The organism is Corynebacterium accolens (assembly GCF_023520795.1).
Lineage (GTDB): Bacteria > Actinomycetota > Actinomycetes > Mycobacteriales > Mycobacteriaceae > Corynebacterium > Corynebacterium accolens.
Genome location: NZ_CP046605.1, coordinates 327,265 through 342,113, shown reverse-complemented (window position 1 = coordinate 342,113; position 14,849 = coordinate 327,265). Strand labels below are relative to the sequence as shown.

Below are 14,849 nucleotides of genomic sequence, written 5' to 3'. Positions count from 1 at the left end.
CCTTTACTTGAGCAGGCGTGCGGCTTCGGTGGCGAAGTACGTCAGGATCTGGTCGGCACCGGCGCGCTTGAAGGCGGTGAGCGACTCGAGCATGATGGCCTCGCCATCGACCCAGCCGTTGGCGGCGCCGGTCTTGATCATCGCGTACTCGCCGGAGACCTGGTACACGGCGACGGGTACCGAGGAGGTCTCCGCGATTGCGGACAAGACATCCAAATACGGCAAGCCCGGCTTGACCATCACGAAGTCGGCGCCTTCCTCGATATCGAGCTCGGCCTCCAGCAGGGATTCGCGGAAGTTGCGCGGGTCCTGCTGGTAGGTGCGGCGGTCGCCCTCGAGGGAAGAGCCGACGGCCTCGCGGAAGGGGCCGAAGAAGGCGGAGGCGTACTTCGCGGAGTAGGCCATGATGGAGACGTCATCGCGCCCGGCTTCATCGAGGTCGGCGCGGATGGCGGCAACCTGGCCGTCCATCATGCCAGACGGCGAAATGATCTGCGCGCCGGCTTCGGCCTGGGAGCGGGCCATCTTTTGGTAGAGCTGGACGGATTCATCGTTAAGCACGCGGCCCTGGTCATCGAGGACGCCGCAGTGCCCGTGCGAGGTGAACTCGTCGAGGCAGGTATCGGCCATGATGATGAGGTCATCGCCAAATTCCTCGCGCAGGGCGGCAATGCCGCGGTTCAAAATGCCGTCGGGATTCCAGGCCACGGAGCCGGTGGCGTCCTTGTCCTTTTCCAGCGGAACGCCGAAGAGGTCCACGCAGGTAACGCCGGCCTCGAGGGCCTCTTCGGTCGCGCGGCGCAGCGAGTCAAAGGTGTGCTGGTACACGCCGGGCATGGAGGAAATCTCATTCGGCTCATCGAGGCCGTCTGCGATAAACATCGGCAGAATCAGATCCGATGGGCGCAGCGTGGTTTCGGCCACGAGGTTGCGCATCTGCGGCGTGGAGCGCAGGCGGCGGGGGCGGCGGGCAGGAAATGAGCTCATTGGGTACTCCTTAGAGCGAGACTAAAAACTTACGCCTTCTCGACCTTAGTAGTCTTCTTGCGCGCGCGACGCTTCTTGCGAGGCGCGGGCAAGTTACCGGCGGCGCGGAGGGCGGCGACGTGGCTGGCGAGGGCATCGACAAGCGCGGGCACGTCCGCAACATCCGGCACGACATCGACGCGCAGGCCCAGCTCTTCTGCTGCTGCGCTTGCCGATGGCCCGATGCACGCAATGATCGTCCGCTGGTGCGGCTTGCCGGCAATGCCCACCAGGTTGCGCACGGTGGATCCGGAGGTAAAGGCCACGGCGTCGAAGCCGCCGGTCTTGATCATGTCGCGGATTTCTGCCGAGGGCGGGGCGGCGCGCACGGTACGGTAGGCCACGACGTCATCGACGTCCCACTGGAGGGCTTGGAGGCCATCGACAAGCGTGTCGGCGGCGATATCGGTGCGCGGCAGGAGCACGCGGCTGACCGCGTCGATATCCTCAACGTAGTTTGGGAACACGTCAAGTAAACCCTCGGCGTTTTGCTTCTTCTTGTGCGGCAGAAGCTCCGGCACCATGCCCTTGGCGCGGATGGCATCGGCGGTCTTGGTGCCCACGGCGGCGAGGTGCACGCCGGCGAAATCGCGCGCGTCCAGGCCGAGCTGGGAAATCTTATCCCACACGGCGGTCACGGCGTTGACGGAGGTAAAGACGATCCACTTGTAGCGACCCTCGACGATGCCCTTGATGGCGCGGTCCATCTGCGCCGGGTTGCGCGGCGGCTCGATGGAAATCGTCGGCACGTTCTGCGGGATGGCGCCGTAGCCGGCCAGGCGCGCGGACATGGGCCCGGCCTGTTCCTTGGTGCGCGGCACCAGCACGCGCCAGCCGTAGAGCGGGCGGTTTTCCCACCACGAGTACTTGGTGCGGTCATCGATGCTGCGGCCGAGTGTAACCACCAGCGGGCCGGACAAGTCCGCATCCAGCTTGGCGATGGTCCCCAGCGTTGCCTCATACGTGCGCTGCAGGCGCGTGGTGCCGTGGACGGTCACAAACGCCTCGGTTTCCGCCGGCATGCCGCGCTGCTGCAGCTCGGTGGAAATCTCCGCGAGGTCATCCTTGGTGGCCTGCAAAACGATGGGCTGGGTGGCATTGGCGAGCGCGTCCCAGTCGGCACCATCGGTGACATCAGCCTCCGTGTACGTCGAGCCCAGGGCCAGCCCGGCAAAAGACGGCACGGTTGAGGGCAGGGACATGCCCGGCACGACCTGGAATTCCAGGCCGGCGGAGGCCACGGCGTTGATTTCGGCCTTGATGGATTCACGGTTGAGCGGGTTGCCGGTCACGAGGCGGATGACGTCCTCGCCATCGGCCTCGGCAAGGCACTCGCGCAGCTGGTTTACGATGTCCTCGCCCGGTGCGTAGACCACCGCGGCGGTCGGTGCCGGCGGGCGGGGCGGCTTGCGGCGCGCGCCCTTGGCCTTGGCATCGGCGCACATCTGCGCGTATTCCTCTTCCGCGGCATCCAACAGCTCTTGCGGGACGGGCAGCGCGGTGGCGACTGCATCGCGCACGCCCTGCATGACCTGCGGATCGGCCACGGCGATAGCGTTATTGGCCAGAACTTCGCGGGCGCGGACGGTCAGCAGGTCTGGGTTTCCCGGACCAGCGCCCACGAAGACGATCTTGCCCAACTGGGTGTCTGACACAGCATTGCTCATAAAGTTCTTTTCTAGATCTGGGCCCGCGGCACCGCACACGGACATGATCGCCTGCAGTGTTTCTCCCCGCGCCGTCGGTGGGTATCAAGGTCATAACGGCCAAAATCCCAGGCGCTACGTCCTGGGATGCCCTTAAAGGGGGCCGGGTATCATTGCAAAAAATGATCTATGGTATCTACACCTTAAATTATTAGCGCTTAAAGTAGAAATTACTGACCCAGCAGGTCGGCCGCGCCTTGGGCGAAAAGCTCATCAGAGACCCGCGCGCCCAACTCCGCAGCTTCCGCCGCGGTGCCAGAGGCGGTGGCGGTCAATTGGCGGGAACCATCCAGCGCAAAGACGCCGCCGCGCACCGTGAGCTGATCGCCATTCCAGCGGGACGTGGCGGCCACGGGCGCGGTGCAGCCGGCCTCAAGGCGGGCGAGAACGGCGCGCTCGGCGAGGGCTGCGGCGGTGGCTTGTTCATCGACAACAGCGTCGAGCGCCGCGGCGGCCTCGGTGCCGGCGACGGCCTCGATGGCAAGCGCACCCTGGGCGGGAGCGGGCATGAATAATTCTGGATCGAAAATATCGCTCGCCCGATCCTCGTAGCCGCCGCGCAGCAGGCCGGCATAGGCCAGCACCACGGCGTCGAGCTCGCCGTCGGTCACCTTGGACATGCGGGTATCGATATTGCCGCGCAGTGGCCGGATCTCCAGGTCCGGGCGCAGGGCGGCCAATTGGGAAATGCGGCGCGGCGCCGAGGTTCCTACGCGCGCCCCCTCCGGCAGCTGCATCAGGGTCATCCCATCGCGGGCGACCAGCACCTCTCGGCTGTCCTGGCGCTGCGGAATGACCAGGCGGAAGCGGTCATCCTCGGCCGTGGGCAGGTCCTTGAAAGAGTGCACGGCGATATCGCATTCGCCGCGGCACAGCGCCTCGCGCAGCGCCTGGGTAAATACGCCCACGCCGATGCGCTCGACCGGGGCCATATTGGTATCGCCTGCGGTGGTGACGATGTGGAGTTCGGAATCGAATCCGGCATCGATAAGCCAATCGCGGACGTGTCCTGCCTGGGTGGTGGCGAGCTTGGAGCCACGGGTACCAATCTGGAACATTTACGCCTCCTTATTCAGCGTGGGCAATTCATTGACGGCCACGGCAACGCCGGAGCCTTCCAGCTGCAGGCCAAAAAGCTCCTGCAGGGCATTTTCGCTGTTAAAGCTGCTATCTGATGCCGCCAGCTTCTTCGCCCGCACCGTCGGTTCATGCAGCAGTTTGTCGGCGACGCGCTTGAGGGCGCCTTGGACATCGGCAAGCTGCTTGCCCTCTAGCTCCGGGTGCTTTTGCTGCAGGCGAGCTGCCTCGCACTCCACGAGGTCCGCCGCGCGGCGGTGCAGGGCGCTGACAGCCGGTGCCACATCACGCACGCGCTGGGCGGAGGTATAGGCGGCAAGCTCCTCGTCCACGATGGTGCGGGCCTGCTCGTGCGGGCTCGTGCCGGCCGCGACGTCGGTGGCGGCCGCGGACAGGGACTTGCTGAGGCGCTCGATATTGACCAAGTCCACGTCATCGATTTTCGTTGCCTCGTCATCGATATCGCGCGGGAGGGAGAGGTCAATGAGCATCAGCGGGTGCGCGGGCGGGATATCGCCGGCAGTGATGGTAAAGCCTTCGGCGCCGGTGGCGGAGATGGCGAGGTCGACATCGGCAAGCGCGGCGGCGCGGTCCTGAAAGTCCACCACGCGGGTGCGCACCCCGGCCTCCTCAGCGTGGCTGGCAAGGCGCTCGGCGCGCTCGCGGGTGCGGTTGGCAATCACCAGCTCGCCAATGCCCAGCCGGCCCGCGTGGGTGGCCGCAAGCGAGGCCATTGCCCCAGCACCCAGCACGAGCGCGGACTTGCCCTGCAGATCCTCCGCATCGAGGCGCTGCAGTGCCTGGTCAAAGGCGAAGGTCACCATCGAGACGCCGGCCTTGTCGATCTCCGTTTCCGAGTGCACGCGCTTGCCGGCCCGCAGCGCGGACTGCGCCAAGGCGTGGATGCGCGGGCCAACCGTGCCCTGCTCGGAGGCGGACTGGTAGGCAGAACGTACCTGGCCGATGATCTGCTGCTCGCCCACCACCATCGAATCCAGGCCGGAGGTAACGGACATGAGGTGTTCCGCGGCGGCATCGGCATAGCGCACGTAGAGGTAATTGCGCAGCTCTTCCTCATCGACCTGGGAGACTTCCTTAAGCACCCGGATGACGTCCTGCACGCCGGTGTGGAAGGCATTGGTCACCGTGTAGACCTCGAGGCGGTTGCACGTGGAAATGATCATCGCCTCAGTCAGGGACTCGGCATCAACCAACTGCCCGCAGGCGGAATGCTGCACCACATCGTCCATGCTCAACTTTTCCAGCAACGCCACGGGTGCCGATTGGTGGGACATTCCCACAACAAGCACGCTCATGCTCCACACTCCTCAACCTTTTGATTGACCGCAATGGTTCCAAAGACTACCCCGCATGGGCGTGGAACCCGAATCGTCAGCGCAGCTCGGCAGCTAGCTCTTCGTTATCGACTTCCCAGCAGGCGAACTCTTCCCCGTCTATCACTACAACGGGAACGCGGTCACCGAATTCCATCTCGAGCTCGCGGCTGTCTTCCACGTTGCGCACTTCCAGCTGGGCGCCGGCCGCCTGGATAACGGGGGTAATCTGCTCTTTTACCCGTTTGCAGGAACCGCAGGTGGGGCGCACCATGAGCTCGACTAGATGCTGGGACATAGGGGCGGGATTCTCCTCATAAGGACGCCGACGGTGGAAACGTTTACTATGGACATATTAGTCCACCCCGCGTTTGCGAAAGCTGTTTATTCCACTCGTGTCCGCTATACCTCCCCCCGGATTCCCCGAATCTCCCCGCGACTTTTTGGCCAATTGGACGGCCTCGCGCGGCAATCTGCGCAACTTCTTAGAAAACCAGGCGCTGGCCCCCTTGGGCGAGGAAGAACAACGCGCCGCAGGTGAGGCGGCCGCTGCCGCCGCTTTAGAGGAATTCGGGCTCGAGCTCGAGGACTTTGCCTCCGGCATCGCCTCCGTCTCCGGCTCTTACGACGCCGCAGGCTCCCCGCGCATCACGGACCAAGATCCGGACGTCCCCGTCGATGTGGGTGCCGCCGCCTTTTTCGACGTGGACAATACCCTCGTTCAGGGTTCCTCCTTGGTGGAATTCGGCTTTGGGCTCGCCCGCCGGCGCTATATCCGCATCTCTGAGATACTCCCGGTTGCCTGGAAGCAACTTAAATTCCGCCTCTCCGGCGCGGAGAACGCAAAAGACGTTGCCGCCGGTCGCGCGCAGGCCTTGGAGTTTGTCAAGGGCCGCAGCGTAGATGAGCTCATCGATCTCTGCGAGGAAATCGTCGAAGCCTCCCTGGCCCGCCGCGCATACCCCGGCACCACACAGCTCGCTGAGATGCACCTGGCCGCCGGCCAACAGGTGTGGCTGGTTACCGCTACCCCAGTCCAGCTCGCCCAGGTCTTGGCGCGTCGCTTTGGCTTTACCGGCGCCCTCGGCACCGTCGCGGAGGTAGAAGACGGCAAGTTCACCGGCCGCCTGGTGGGCGATATCCTCCACGGTCCGGGCAAGAAGCACGCCGTGGCCGCCCTCGCTACCATCGAGGGGCTCGATCTGGACCGGTGCACCGCCTACTCCGATTCCGCGAACGATATGCCGATGCTCACCATGGTGGGCACCCCCGTGGCCATCAACCCGGACCGCAAGCTGCGTAACATCGCAGAAGAGCGCGGTTGGATCGTCCGCGATTACCGCTCCATCCGCCGCGCCATCCGCACCTACGGCCTTCCAGCGCTTGTCACGGCCGCCTTTTCCTATGGCAGCTGGCGCTATTTCCGGAAGTAGAAATACAGCCAACACTGCCGTCTCTCAACGGCACTCAGCACATTGCTTTCTCAAGCCCCTCGGTGTGGCTATTGCTACCCCGTCGCCGCGACGTTGAACACCAGAACAACCGCACTAAGAGCCGTCATCCCGAGACAATTTACCCAGAACTCCTTACCTACGAAGTTCGCCTTGATATGAGCGATGATGGCGAAAATAAAGTAACCAAGTACGCCGACTGAGACAGTGGCTGTAATCGACGGGTTATTCAAAACGGCTCCGACGATCAATCCAAGCGCGGCCAGCGCCTTAATTCCGATAAGCGCCCACCACCAGTCTTGAGGAAAATTGACCCCTCTAAGGCAGCGACTAATGAACTTGGGCGGCTTCACAGAAAGCACGGCATCGCCGATCAAAACGATGGCTAAAAGATACGTACCAAAGACAGCTAAAGACCCCACTCGGGAACCTCCCTTGAATCAGATGCTAAGCACATGAAGCATCGCATGGCCCAACTTTTGTGGGTTGAATTGATTCTACAGCTCAAAACAAGCAAACGTATGTGGAGATGTGCAGCGGAAGAACGACCGAGAATCCACGCTCGGCCCGAAAACCAGAAATCCTCCGCCACCGCGCTAAGGCACGGTGCGGAGGATTCCTAGGCTGTTGGGTTTACTTACCCAACTTACGACGCTGCACGCGGGTGCGGCGCAGCATCTTGCGGTGCTTCTTCTTGGACATGCGCTTGCGGCGCTTCTTGATGACAGAACCCATAACAGGCGTCCTCACTTTCTTTTAGTACGTACTGTGAACCTGCCGGCGCCTGAAACGGCAAAGGTGCACTCTTTGCCACCTTGGCCGCACATATGCGGGCCATCACGGCGTGCCGACACGAATGCGTTCCATCTTACCTAGTCCCCAGCGCGTCTCCAAAAGTGGCCCCGATGGAAACCCGCGGCAAGACGTCGCGCTGGAAAACGAGACAGCGCCCACCACCGCTGACCAAGAGTGGCCAACAGAAGTGGGCGCTGCCTGAAAGGCGCGAGAACCTACGCTCCGTAAACGGATGCCTCGAGGTACTCGTTGACGGCGGACTCGTGAACGCGGAAAGAGCGTCCGACGCGGACTGCCGGCATTTCGCCTGCGTGAACCAAACGGTAGACAGTCATCTTGGAGACGCGCATGATTTCAGCGACCTCCGCGATGGTCAGAAAGGTTCCTTTTTCTTCATTTGCCATAATTATCTAACCCTTCAGCTCGTTACGCGCTGTAGGCTTCCCCTCCCACAGGACTTCACGCACGTGCTTGTCCCAGCCTATCGTGAAACATGTGACTAATGCGACCCAAGTGCCAAATTTTTTCACAGCAGTTGTTCAGTTCACCGGCAAAAGCGCTGCGTAACAACCGCCTCATGGCTCCCGTACGGCCCCCGAGTGGTGTGAGGTAACTACACCCCCACCACGGGGAACTGGTCGCATTAGGTGGGCTTCTACCCCAGCTCCTTAGCCTTATCGGAGCATGCCTCGGCGGCGCGGTAGAACGCACCGCGCAGGCCGGACTCTTCCAGCTCGCGCACGGCCGCGGCGGTGGTGCCGCCTGGCGAGGTCACGCCTGCGCGCAGCTGCGTTGCCGAGCGGCCCGAGTTGGCCAGCATATCGCCCGCGCCGGCAGCCGCCTGGGCGGCGAGCTTTTCGGCGATATCGCGGGGGAGGCCGAGCTGCACGCCGGCATCGACAAGCGCCTCTGCCACGAGGAAAAAGTACGCCGGCGAGGAACCCGCCAGGGCGGTCGCGGCGTCGATATTCTTCTCCGGAATGACCGCAACCTCACCAACGGCCTCGAGCAGCTCCGTCACGCCCTGCATCTGGGCCTCAGTGACGTGCTCGCCGGCGGCGCAGGTGCACATCCCGCGGCGTACCAGCATCGGCGTATTGGGCATAACGCGCACAACCGGCACGCCCTCGCCCGCAGCGGCCTGCAGGGCCTCCAGCGTCAGCCCAGCAGCCATAGAGACCACCACGGCGTCCTTGGCCGGGTTAATCTCGCCCAGCAGGTCCAAGATGGCGTAAGGCTTGACGGACGCGAAGATATAGTCCGCGCCGTCCACCGCCTCGGCGTTATCCGTCGTGACATTAACGCCATAGTTGCTCTTGAGTTCTTCACCGCGGGAGGCCGTGCGGTTAGTCACCGTGATATCGGAGGCATTAAAGCCCGATTCCACAAGACCCGAGGTCAAAGCCTCACCGATTTGTCCTCCACCTAAAATTGCAATCTTTGTCATAGTCTCCACCATGCCAAAAATAACGACACCCGGCTACCTCCACGAGGGAAGCAGCCGGGTGGTTCTCAGCGGATGGCCGGTTTAGAGCATGACCAAAAGCAGTGGCCCAAAGGTCAATATCAGGCCGGTAATGCCTGCAAGGAACATGGAGAAGCCATCGCGGGCGGTGCGCAGCGCATGCGTGACACCAGCCATGATTGCGGTGACGCAGAGCGCCAGGATGGCCACGACGGTGCGCGGGAAGTTATCCCACAGCACTTCAAAGCCCTTGAAGATGATGATCGCCAAGACGATGCCCACAACCACCATGATGAGGATGGACATGGGGTTAAGCTTCTCGTGCTCTTCGGTGATTTCCTCGTCCCGCACCTGGGGCAGCTCGCCGGTATCGTCGGACTTCTTTGCGGCCGCGGCAGGTTTTTGCGCAGGCGCGCCAGCCTTGCCCTTGGTTCCCGCGTCCTTGGCATCCTTGGCTCCCGCTGCGGTCGCAGCAGCGGCAGCGCTAGCTGCGCCTGCCTTCTCCTTGGCTCCGGATTCGGCGCCGTCAGCGGCATCCTTGCGCTTGTCCTGCGAGGACTGAGAGGACTGCGACTTGCCGATGCGCTGGATCACCGCAGTATCATCCGCGGACGGCTGATAAGACTTCTTCTCGGCGTCCTGAGCACCCGCCTTGTCCTCCGACTCCGACTGCGCAGGCTTCTTTGCCTCCTGCGCGTTTGCCTTCTGCGCATTAGCCTTCTGCGCGGGGGCAGGCTTGGCCGTCGGCTGCGAGGCAGAACCTGCCGCCGGCTTAGGAGAGGCGGTAGGCCCGCTCGGCTTGCCGTTCTGCTTCGGCGCCGGGGACGCGGTTGGGGTAGCCGCGGAAGGCTTCTCTGCAGCCGGCTTGGGTGAAGCGAATTGCGGCTGGGATGGCTTGGTTTGCGCAGGCTTGCCGATGCCCGACTGACCCACGCCCTGCTTCGAGCCTTCCTGCGTGCCCGCGGCTGGCTTCTCCGCGCTTGGCTTACCTGCAGCGGACTTGCCCGCTGCAGGCTTGGACTCCGAGGTCTTAGACTCCGCGGCCTTGTTTCCTACGGACTGCTCGTCCTTGGACTTTGGCGCGCGGATGACAGGGGCGTCATCGTCGATGGAGACGTTGGTGTGCTTCGCCTCTGGCGGGGTGGACTTTACCTTCTTCAGGCTGCCGGTGAGCTCGGCAACGGATACGCCGCCCTCATCGAGGCTCCGCCGACGGCGGCGAGAGGTCTTCTCGTCCTTATCCGTGCGGTCCTTCTTATTGCGAGCCAGCAGCTCGGCCACGGTCAACTGTTTTTCGTCAGCCATGATCTCTTCCTATTCCAATCCCTTGTCGGTCCGGCGCAAAATAACACCTTCGCGCAGCGCCCATGGGCAGATTTCTAACTTCTCAATTCCCAGAGCTCGCATGCTTGCCTCGGCAACCAAAGCGCCGGCGACGATTTGGTGCGATCGGTTCGAACTTACACCCTCGAGGTCCGCTCTGTCTGCTGCAGTCATGCGAGTGATGAATGAAATCAACTGGCGCAGGCCCGGTGCGGTCAAGGTGCGCTTGACATATGGCCCTGCAGACGAGGGTGCCGCGCCGGTCAGCCGCGATAGGGTGCGGAAGGTTTTCGAGGTGCCCACGGCTAGGCCGGCGGGGCCCATCGCCTTCATCTGCGTAACGGCATCTTCAAGCTCTGCATCGATGAAATCGCGCAGCGCACTGACCTTCTTTTTCTCCGGCGGATCAGTATCGAACCAGTTATGGGTAAGCCGGCCTGCACCCAGATCGAGGGAGAAGGCCAGGTCAGGGTGTTCATCGGTACCGGTGGATAGCTCCAGGGAGCCACCGCCGATGTCCAAGTTGGTGATGCGCCCAGCGGACCAGCCGTACCAACGGCGAGCAGCGAGGAAGGTAAGCTGGGCTTCCTCCACGCCCGAGAGGATCTGCAGGCGCACGCCGGTCTGCTTTTCCACCTCATCGAGCACTGCTTCAGAGTTAGGGGCAGAGCGAACCGCGGAGGTCGCGAAGGCGATAAATTCGGCGCACCCGAGTTTGTCACCCAGCTCACTTGCCTCACCCACGGCAGAAACGAGCTTTTTCAGGCCCTTTTCGTGGATGTTTCCCTTCTTATCCAGCTGCTCTACCAGCCGGAGTGGGGTCTTCCAATCGCTCATCGGAGTAGGCCGTCCCCCCATTGCGGCATCGACCGCAACGAGGTGGACGGTATTACTTCCAACGTCTAATACACCTAATCGCACACTAATAGCGTAGTAGGTCTACCGTGGTTAGGTGTGAATCGCCCAAAATCTGACACCGTTTACCTAGGTTTTCCCGCGAGCTCGCCAGCGGCGGCATCGATTAAAGCCGGGCGCGAAGAGGCCCCAGATTTTCCGCGGGAGTGGTTCGAATTTACCAACCCAAACGACCCTTACCACGTCTTTTCCATCGATCTGACGTGGGTGGAATCGCACTACAGCTGCCAATTTGGCACGTCGGCGTGCAGGGGCATCGATAAGAGCCAGCCCGATGTGGGCTGCTGCGTGCACGGTGCATATATGGCCGATGAACAAGACCGGGACCAGCTTTACGATGCCGTCTCCCGCATGCCCGCGCGCTACTGGCAGCTGCGGCCAGCGGGGGTAGATGAGTTCTTGGCGCAAGAAAATACCGATGAGCTAGAGCCGTGGTTGGAATGGGATGAGCTTGACGGCGAGGACGGCGAACCTGAGCCGGCGCTGAAAACGCCCATCGTGGATGGCGCCTGCATCTTTGCCAACCGCGCCGGCTGGGAAACGGGAACCGGCTGCGCGCTGCACCAATGGGCCGTCGATAGTGGCGAGGAACTGACCGTGGTCAAGCCAGAGGTGTGCTGGCAGCTGCCGCTGCGGCGCTACGAGGATTATGAAGAACGCCCCGATGGGCAGGAAATTTTGCGCACCACCATCGGCGAATATGACCGCCGTGGCTGGGGCAATGGCGGCGAAGACTTTGATTGGTACTGCTCTACCGATAGCGCCTGCCACGCCAATCCGCTGCCGATGTGGCAATCGCACGAGGACGAGCTCGTCGCGCTCATGGGGCGCGAAAGCTACGATATTTTGGCGCAACAATGCCGGGCTCGTGCGGAAGCCGCCGAGCACGGCGTGAAGCTTACCCAGCACCCGGCCAGCATCAAGGCCGGCTGGTACTAGAGCTCGAATTTATAGCCCAACCCGCGCACCGTTACTAGGTGCTTCGGGCGGGAGGGGTGCTCCTCAATCTTGGTACGCAGGCGCTTGATATGCACGTCGAGCGTTTTGGTATCGCCCACGTAATCCGCACCCCAGATGCGATCGATGAGCTGGCCGCGGGTCAGCACGCGCCCGGCGTTGCGCAGGAGGTATTCCAGCAGGTCAAACTCCTTGAGCGGCATCGCTACCGGCTCGCCCGCCACGGTGACGATGTGGCGCTCCACATCCATCTTCACGCGGCCGCCGGAGAGGATCTGCTCGTCTTCTGCCTCGGCGCCCTCTGCGGCGTCCGCGTTGGAGGCCTGATCGTTGCCGCGGCGCAGCACGGCGCGGATGCGGGCGATGAGCTCGCGGGAGGAATACGGTTTGGTGACGTAATCATCCGCACCCAGCTCGAGTCCCACGACCTTATCGATTTCCGCGTCGCGCGCGGTGACCATGATGACCGGCACGGAGGAGGTAGCGCGCAGCTGCTTGCACACGTCGGTGCCGGACATACCGGGAAGCATGAGGTCAAGCAGCACGATGTCGATGTCATTATCGGCGAATTTCTCCAGCGCGGATGGGCCATCGAGAGCGATAATCGGCTCGAAGCCTTCCTTGCGGAGCAAGAATGCCAGCGGATCGGCCAGCGACTCTTCATCTTCCACGATGAGAATGGTGGTCATTGTGCTTTATCCTTTCGACGTGCTGCTACGCGTGCTACCGCACGCTGGAGCCCAGGAGCCGCCGCATCGACGGAATCCCTGTCTTCATTATCCTGCAAGTCAGCCTCGTGCGCTGGCTTCTCTTCCTTATATATGGGCAACTCGATGGTGAAAGTAGAGCCCGTGCCAGGCCGCGACCACAGCTTGATATTGCCCCCGTGGTTGGCCACCACGTGTTTGACAATTGCTAATCCTAGGCCAGTGCCTCCCGTCTGCCGCGACCGGGCTTGGTCAACGCGGAAAAAGCGCTCGAAGACGCGCTTTTGATGCTCCGGCGGGATGCCGATGCCGCGGTCCGTTACCCGGATCAGCACGACGTCATCCCCCACCACCTTCTGTGAGACGGAGACCGGCAATTCCTCTGGCGAATAATTGATCGCGTTGGAAATGAGGTTGGACAGCGCGGTTACCAAGAGGGAGCGGTCACCCATGACCTGCACGTCCTCGGAGGGACCTTGGGTCAGCCTGATGGAGCGCGCGTCTGCGGCGAGCTGATTGCGCGAAATCGCCTCGTCGATGAGATCGTCCACGAAAAGCGGTTCCATCTCCGGCAGTGCCTCGGCGCCCTGCAGCTTGGAGAGCGAAATGAGCTCGCTGACCATATCCGCCATGCGGTTGGCCTCTTTTTGTACCTTGGTACCGAAGTACTTCACATGCTCCGGGTCCTCGGGGTCTTGGAGGAGGGCCTCGGCAAGCAGCGCGATGCCACCCACCGGGGTTTTCAGCTCATGAGAGACGTTGGCCACGAAGTCACGGCGCGCGGATTCCATGCGCACGTTTTCGCTCTCATCGGTGCCGTAGATGATGATGAAGCGGCCATCGTTAAGCGTCAGCGGCTTGATGACGGCCTTGACCTGTGTGACGCGGTGCCCGGTGCGGCGCTTGGGGATGGCCAAGTCCACGGTGCGGGTTTCCTTATCCTCGAAGACCTGCTCTGCGGTCTTCCAGATCTCTGGGTTGACGGCGCGATCGTGGACCACGGACATCTCGTGCGCCGCTGGATTGGACAGGATGATTTCCTGGTTCCTATCGAGCACCGTCAGCGCCGTGGGCGAGCCTTGGACCGCAAGATGCAGGCCTTGGCTCACGGTGGTGACCTGGTTTGCCTGGGCATCGCTGGCGCGCTGGCGGCGTACCATGCGCTCGCGCACCCGCGAAATTAACGGCAGCACCACCGCGCAGGCAACCACGCCCGCGAGAAAGACAAAAATTAATTCCACGTCATTAAGCCTAACCATTAGAAAGTCCCCAGGGAGCACCTCCCCGGGGACTTATATGCAGTAGTGGGTTACTTGCCACCCTGCGCGGCGACGGCAGCGGCCCCGGCCTCGGCGGCCTCTGGATCCAGGTAGGTGCCGCCCTCGTTGACCACGGAGCCATCCTCCGCAATCTCGTACACCAGCGGGATGCCGGTCGGGATATTCAGCCCGGCGATGTCATCATCGGAAATACCATCGAGGTGCTTGACCAACGCGCGCAGGGAGTTGCCGTGCGCTGCGATCATGACGGATTCGCCCTTCTTAGCCCGCGGCAGAATCTCTTCCTCGAAGTAGGGCACGAAGCGCTCGACAACGTCCTTCAGGCACTCCGTCTGTGGGACCTTGTCCAAGTCCGCGTAGCGGGGGTCGTTGGCCTGGGAGTACTCGGCGTCATCGGCAAGCTCGGGCGGGCGCGTGTCATAGGAACGGCGCCATGCCATGAACTGGTCCTCGCCGTATTCTTCCTTGGTCTCGGCCTTGTTCAGGCCCTGCAACGCACCGTAGTGACGCTCGTTAAGGCGCCAGTCACGGATGACCGGGATCCAGTGGCGGTCGGCCGCATCCAGCGCGATATTGGCGGTGCGGATGGCGCGGCGCAGCAAGGAGGTGTACAGAACGTTGGGCAGGATGCCCTCTTGCGCGAGCAGCTCGCCGCCACGCTTGGCCTCTGCCTCACCCTTTTCTGTCAGATCAACATCGACCCAACCGGTAAATTGGTTGGATTCATTCCAGGTGGATTGGCCGTGGCGAAGAAGAATCAGTTTTCCGTTAGTCATGCCTCCAGCATGCCACGAAACCGCCCGGCGCGTCAGT

At 62.5% G+C, this 14,849-nt stretch carries 16 protein-coding genes; 2 read left to right on the top strand and 14 right to left on the bottom strand.

The annotated features are described in order from the left end of the window. Positions 1–3 precede the first annotated feature (3 nt). From hemB to CACC_RS01645, 5 genes are all read right to left on the bottom strand, one after another. Positions 4–987 carry a porphobilinogen synthase gene (hemB, locus tag CACC_RS01665; RefSeq protein ID WP_005281024.1) on the bottom strand — a complete coding sequence of 328 codons (984 nt, stop codon included), beginning with the start codon at positions 985–987 and terminating at the stop codon, positions 4–6. Between the two features lie 29 nt (positions 988–1,016). After that, the gene (locus CACC_RS01660) at positions 1,017–2,693 is read right to left on the bottom strand and encodes a bifunctional uroporphyrinogen-III C-methyltransferase/uroporphyrinogen-III synthase (protein ID WP_244262126.1); all 1,677 of its coding nucleotides are present in this window, start codon (positions 2,691–2,693) and stop codon (positions 1,017–1,019) included. Between the two features lie 209 nt (positions 2,694–2,902). After that, entirely contained in the window at positions 2,903–3,790 is an 888-nt protein-coding gene (gene hemC, locus CACC_RS01655) for a hydroxymethylbilane synthase (RefSeq protein WP_005276726.1), read from the bottom strand. After that, positions 3,791–5,125 (bottom strand): glutamyl-tRNA reductase, encoded by a 1,335-nt coding sequence (locus tag CACC_RS01650; protein WP_005276724.1) that lies wholly within the window; start codon positions 5,123–5,125, stop codon positions 3,791–3,793. 76 nt (positions 5,126–5,201) lie between these two features. Continuing rightward, positions 5,202–5,441: a glutaredoxin family protein gene (locus CACC_RS01645; protein WP_005276722.1), complete on the bottom strand. Its 240-nt coding sequence runs from the start codon at positions 5,439–5,441 to the stop codon at positions 5,202–5,204. Between the two features lie 97 nt (positions 5,442–5,538). Between CACC_RS01645 and CACC_RS01640 the strand changes: the two genes are divergently transcribed. Further along, positions 5,539–6,576, top strand: a complete 1,038-nt coding sequence (locus tag CACC_RS01640; protein WP_023028214.1) for an HAD family hydrolase — start codon at positions 5,539–5,541, stop codon at positions 6,574–6,576. A gap of 74 nt (positions 6,577–6,650) precedes the next feature. On the opposite strand, the gene CACC_RS01635 is transcribed toward CACC_RS01640, so the two are convergent. The 6 genes from CACC_RS01635 to CACC_RS01610 all read right to left on the bottom strand — a co-directional run bounded on the left by CACC_RS01635 (position 6,651) and on the right by CACC_RS01610 (position 11,098). Continuing rightward, positions 6,651–7,016 (bottom strand): DoxX family protein, encoded by a 366-nt coding sequence (locus CACC_RS01635; protein ID WP_005276718.1) that lies wholly within the window; start codon positions 7,014–7,016, stop codon positions 6,651–6,653. A 211-nt stretch (positions 7,017–7,227) separates the two neighbouring features. Continuing rightward, positions 7,228–7,329: a 30S ribosomal protein bS22 gene (locus CACC_RS01630; protein ID WP_003855542.1), complete on the bottom strand. Its 102-nt coding sequence runs from the start codon at positions 7,327–7,329 to the stop codon at positions 7,228–7,230. A gap of 275 nt (positions 7,330–7,604) precedes the next feature. After that, on the bottom strand, positions 7,605–7,793 hold the full coding sequence (locus CACC_RS01625) for a helix-turn-helix domain-containing protein (protein ID WP_005276651.1): 189 nt from the start codon (positions 7,791–7,793) through the stop codon (positions 7,605–7,607). 251 nt (positions 7,794–8,044) lie between these two features. Continuing rightward, a complete protein-coding gene (gene proC, locus CACC_RS01620; RefSeq protein ID WP_023016649.1) occupies positions 8,045–8,836 on the bottom strand; it encodes a pyrroline-5-carboxylate reductase in 792 nt (263 codons plus the stop codon). Positions 8,837–8,917: 81 nt separating this feature from the next. Beyond that, complete coding sequence (locus tag CACC_RS01615) at positions 8,918–10,159, bottom strand: hypothetical protein (RefSeq protein WP_005276640.1); 1,242 nt, start codon at positions 10,157–10,159, stop codon at positions 8,918–8,920. Between the two features lie 9 nt (positions 10,160–10,168). Then, complete coding sequence (locus CACC_RS01610) at positions 10,169–11,098, bottom strand: Ppx/GppA family phosphatase (protein ID WP_175279178.1); 930 nt, start codon at positions 11,096–11,098, stop codon at positions 10,169–10,171. A gap of 33 nt (positions 11,099–11,131) precedes the next feature. Between CACC_RS01610 and CACC_RS01605 the strand changes: the two genes are divergently transcribed. After that, entirely contained in the window at positions 11,132–12,031 is a 900-nt protein-coding gene (locus tag CACC_RS01605) for a DUF3109 family protein (protein ID WP_005276637.1), read from the top strand. Here the strand turns inward: CACC_RS01605 and CACC_RS01600 are convergent. The 3 genes from CACC_RS01600 to CACC_RS01590 all read right to left on the bottom strand — a co-directional run bounded on the left by CACC_RS01600 (position 12,028) and on the right by CACC_RS01590 (position 14,812). Continuing rightward, positions 12,028–12,738, bottom strand: coding sequence for a response regulator transcription factor (locus CACC_RS01600; protein WP_005276636.1), 711 nt, complete (start codon positions 12,736–12,738; stop codon positions 12,028–12,030). The genes CACC_RS01605 and CACC_RS01600 overlap by 4 nt on opposite strands. Beyond that, positions 12,735–13,997 carry a sensor histidine kinase gene (locus CACC_RS01595; RefSeq protein ID WP_414017575.1) on the bottom strand — a complete coding sequence of 421 codons (1,263 nt, stop codon included), beginning with the start codon at positions 13,995–13,997 and terminating at the stop codon, positions 12,735–12,737. The genes CACC_RS01600 and CACC_RS01595 overlap by 4 nt, the downstream gene beginning before the upstream one ends. A 68-nt stretch (positions 13,998–14,065) precedes the next feature. Beyond that, positions 14,066–14,812, bottom strand: coding sequence for a phosphoglyceromutase (locus tag CACC_RS01590; RefSeq protein WP_005276632.1), 747 nt, complete (start codon positions 14,810–14,812; stop codon positions 14,066–14,068). Between the last annotated feature and the right edge of the window lie 37 nt (positions 14,813–14,849).

Excerpts from the sequence above, each read along its gene's own strand:
- CACC_RS01660 (WP_244262126.1), bottom strand. The coding sequence starts at position 2,693 with ATGAGCAATGCTGTGTCAGACACCCAGTTGGGCAAGATCGTCTTCGTG.
- CACC_RS01600 (WP_005276636.1), bottom strand. The coding sequence starts at position 12,738 with ATGACCACCATTCTCATCGTGGAAGATGAAGAGTCGCTGGCCGATCCG.
- proC (WP_023016649.1), bottom strand. The coding sequence starts at position 8,836 with ATGACAAAGATTGCAATTTTAGGTGGAGGACAAATCGGTGAGGCTTTG.
- hemC (WP_005276726.1), bottom strand. The coding sequence starts at position 3,790 with ATGTTCCAGATTGGTACCCGTGGCTCCAAGCTCGCCACCACCCAGGCA.
- CACC_RS01615 (WP_005276640.1), bottom strand. The coding sequence starts at position 10,159 with ATGGCTGACGAAAAACAGTTGACCGTGGCCGAGCTGCTGGCTCGCAAT.
- CACC_RS01625 (WP_005276651.1), bottom strand. The coding sequence starts at position 7,793 with ATGGCAAATGAAGAAAAAGGAACCTTTCTGACCATCGCGGAGGTCGCT.
- CACC_RS01590 (WP_005276632.1), bottom strand. The coding sequence starts at position 14,812 with ATGACTAACGGAAAACTGATTCTTCTTCGCCACGGCCAATCCACCTGG.
- CACC_RS01645 (WP_005276722.1), bottom strand. The coding sequence starts at position 5,441 with ATGTCCCAGCATCTAGTCGAGCTCATGGTGCGCCCCACCTGCGGTTCC.
- CACC_RS01630 (WP_003855542.1), bottom strand. The coding sequence starts at position 7,329 with ATGGGTTCTGTCATCAAGAAGCGCCGCAAGCGCATGTCCAAGAAGAAG.
- hemB (WP_005281024.1), bottom strand. The coding sequence starts at position 987 with ATGAGCTCATTTCCTGCCCGCCGCCCCCGCCGCCTGCGCTCCACGCCG.
- CACC_RS01650 (WP_005276724.1), bottom strand. The coding sequence starts at position 5,125 with ATGAGCGTGCTTGTTGTGGGAATGTCCCACCAATCGGCACCCGTGGCG.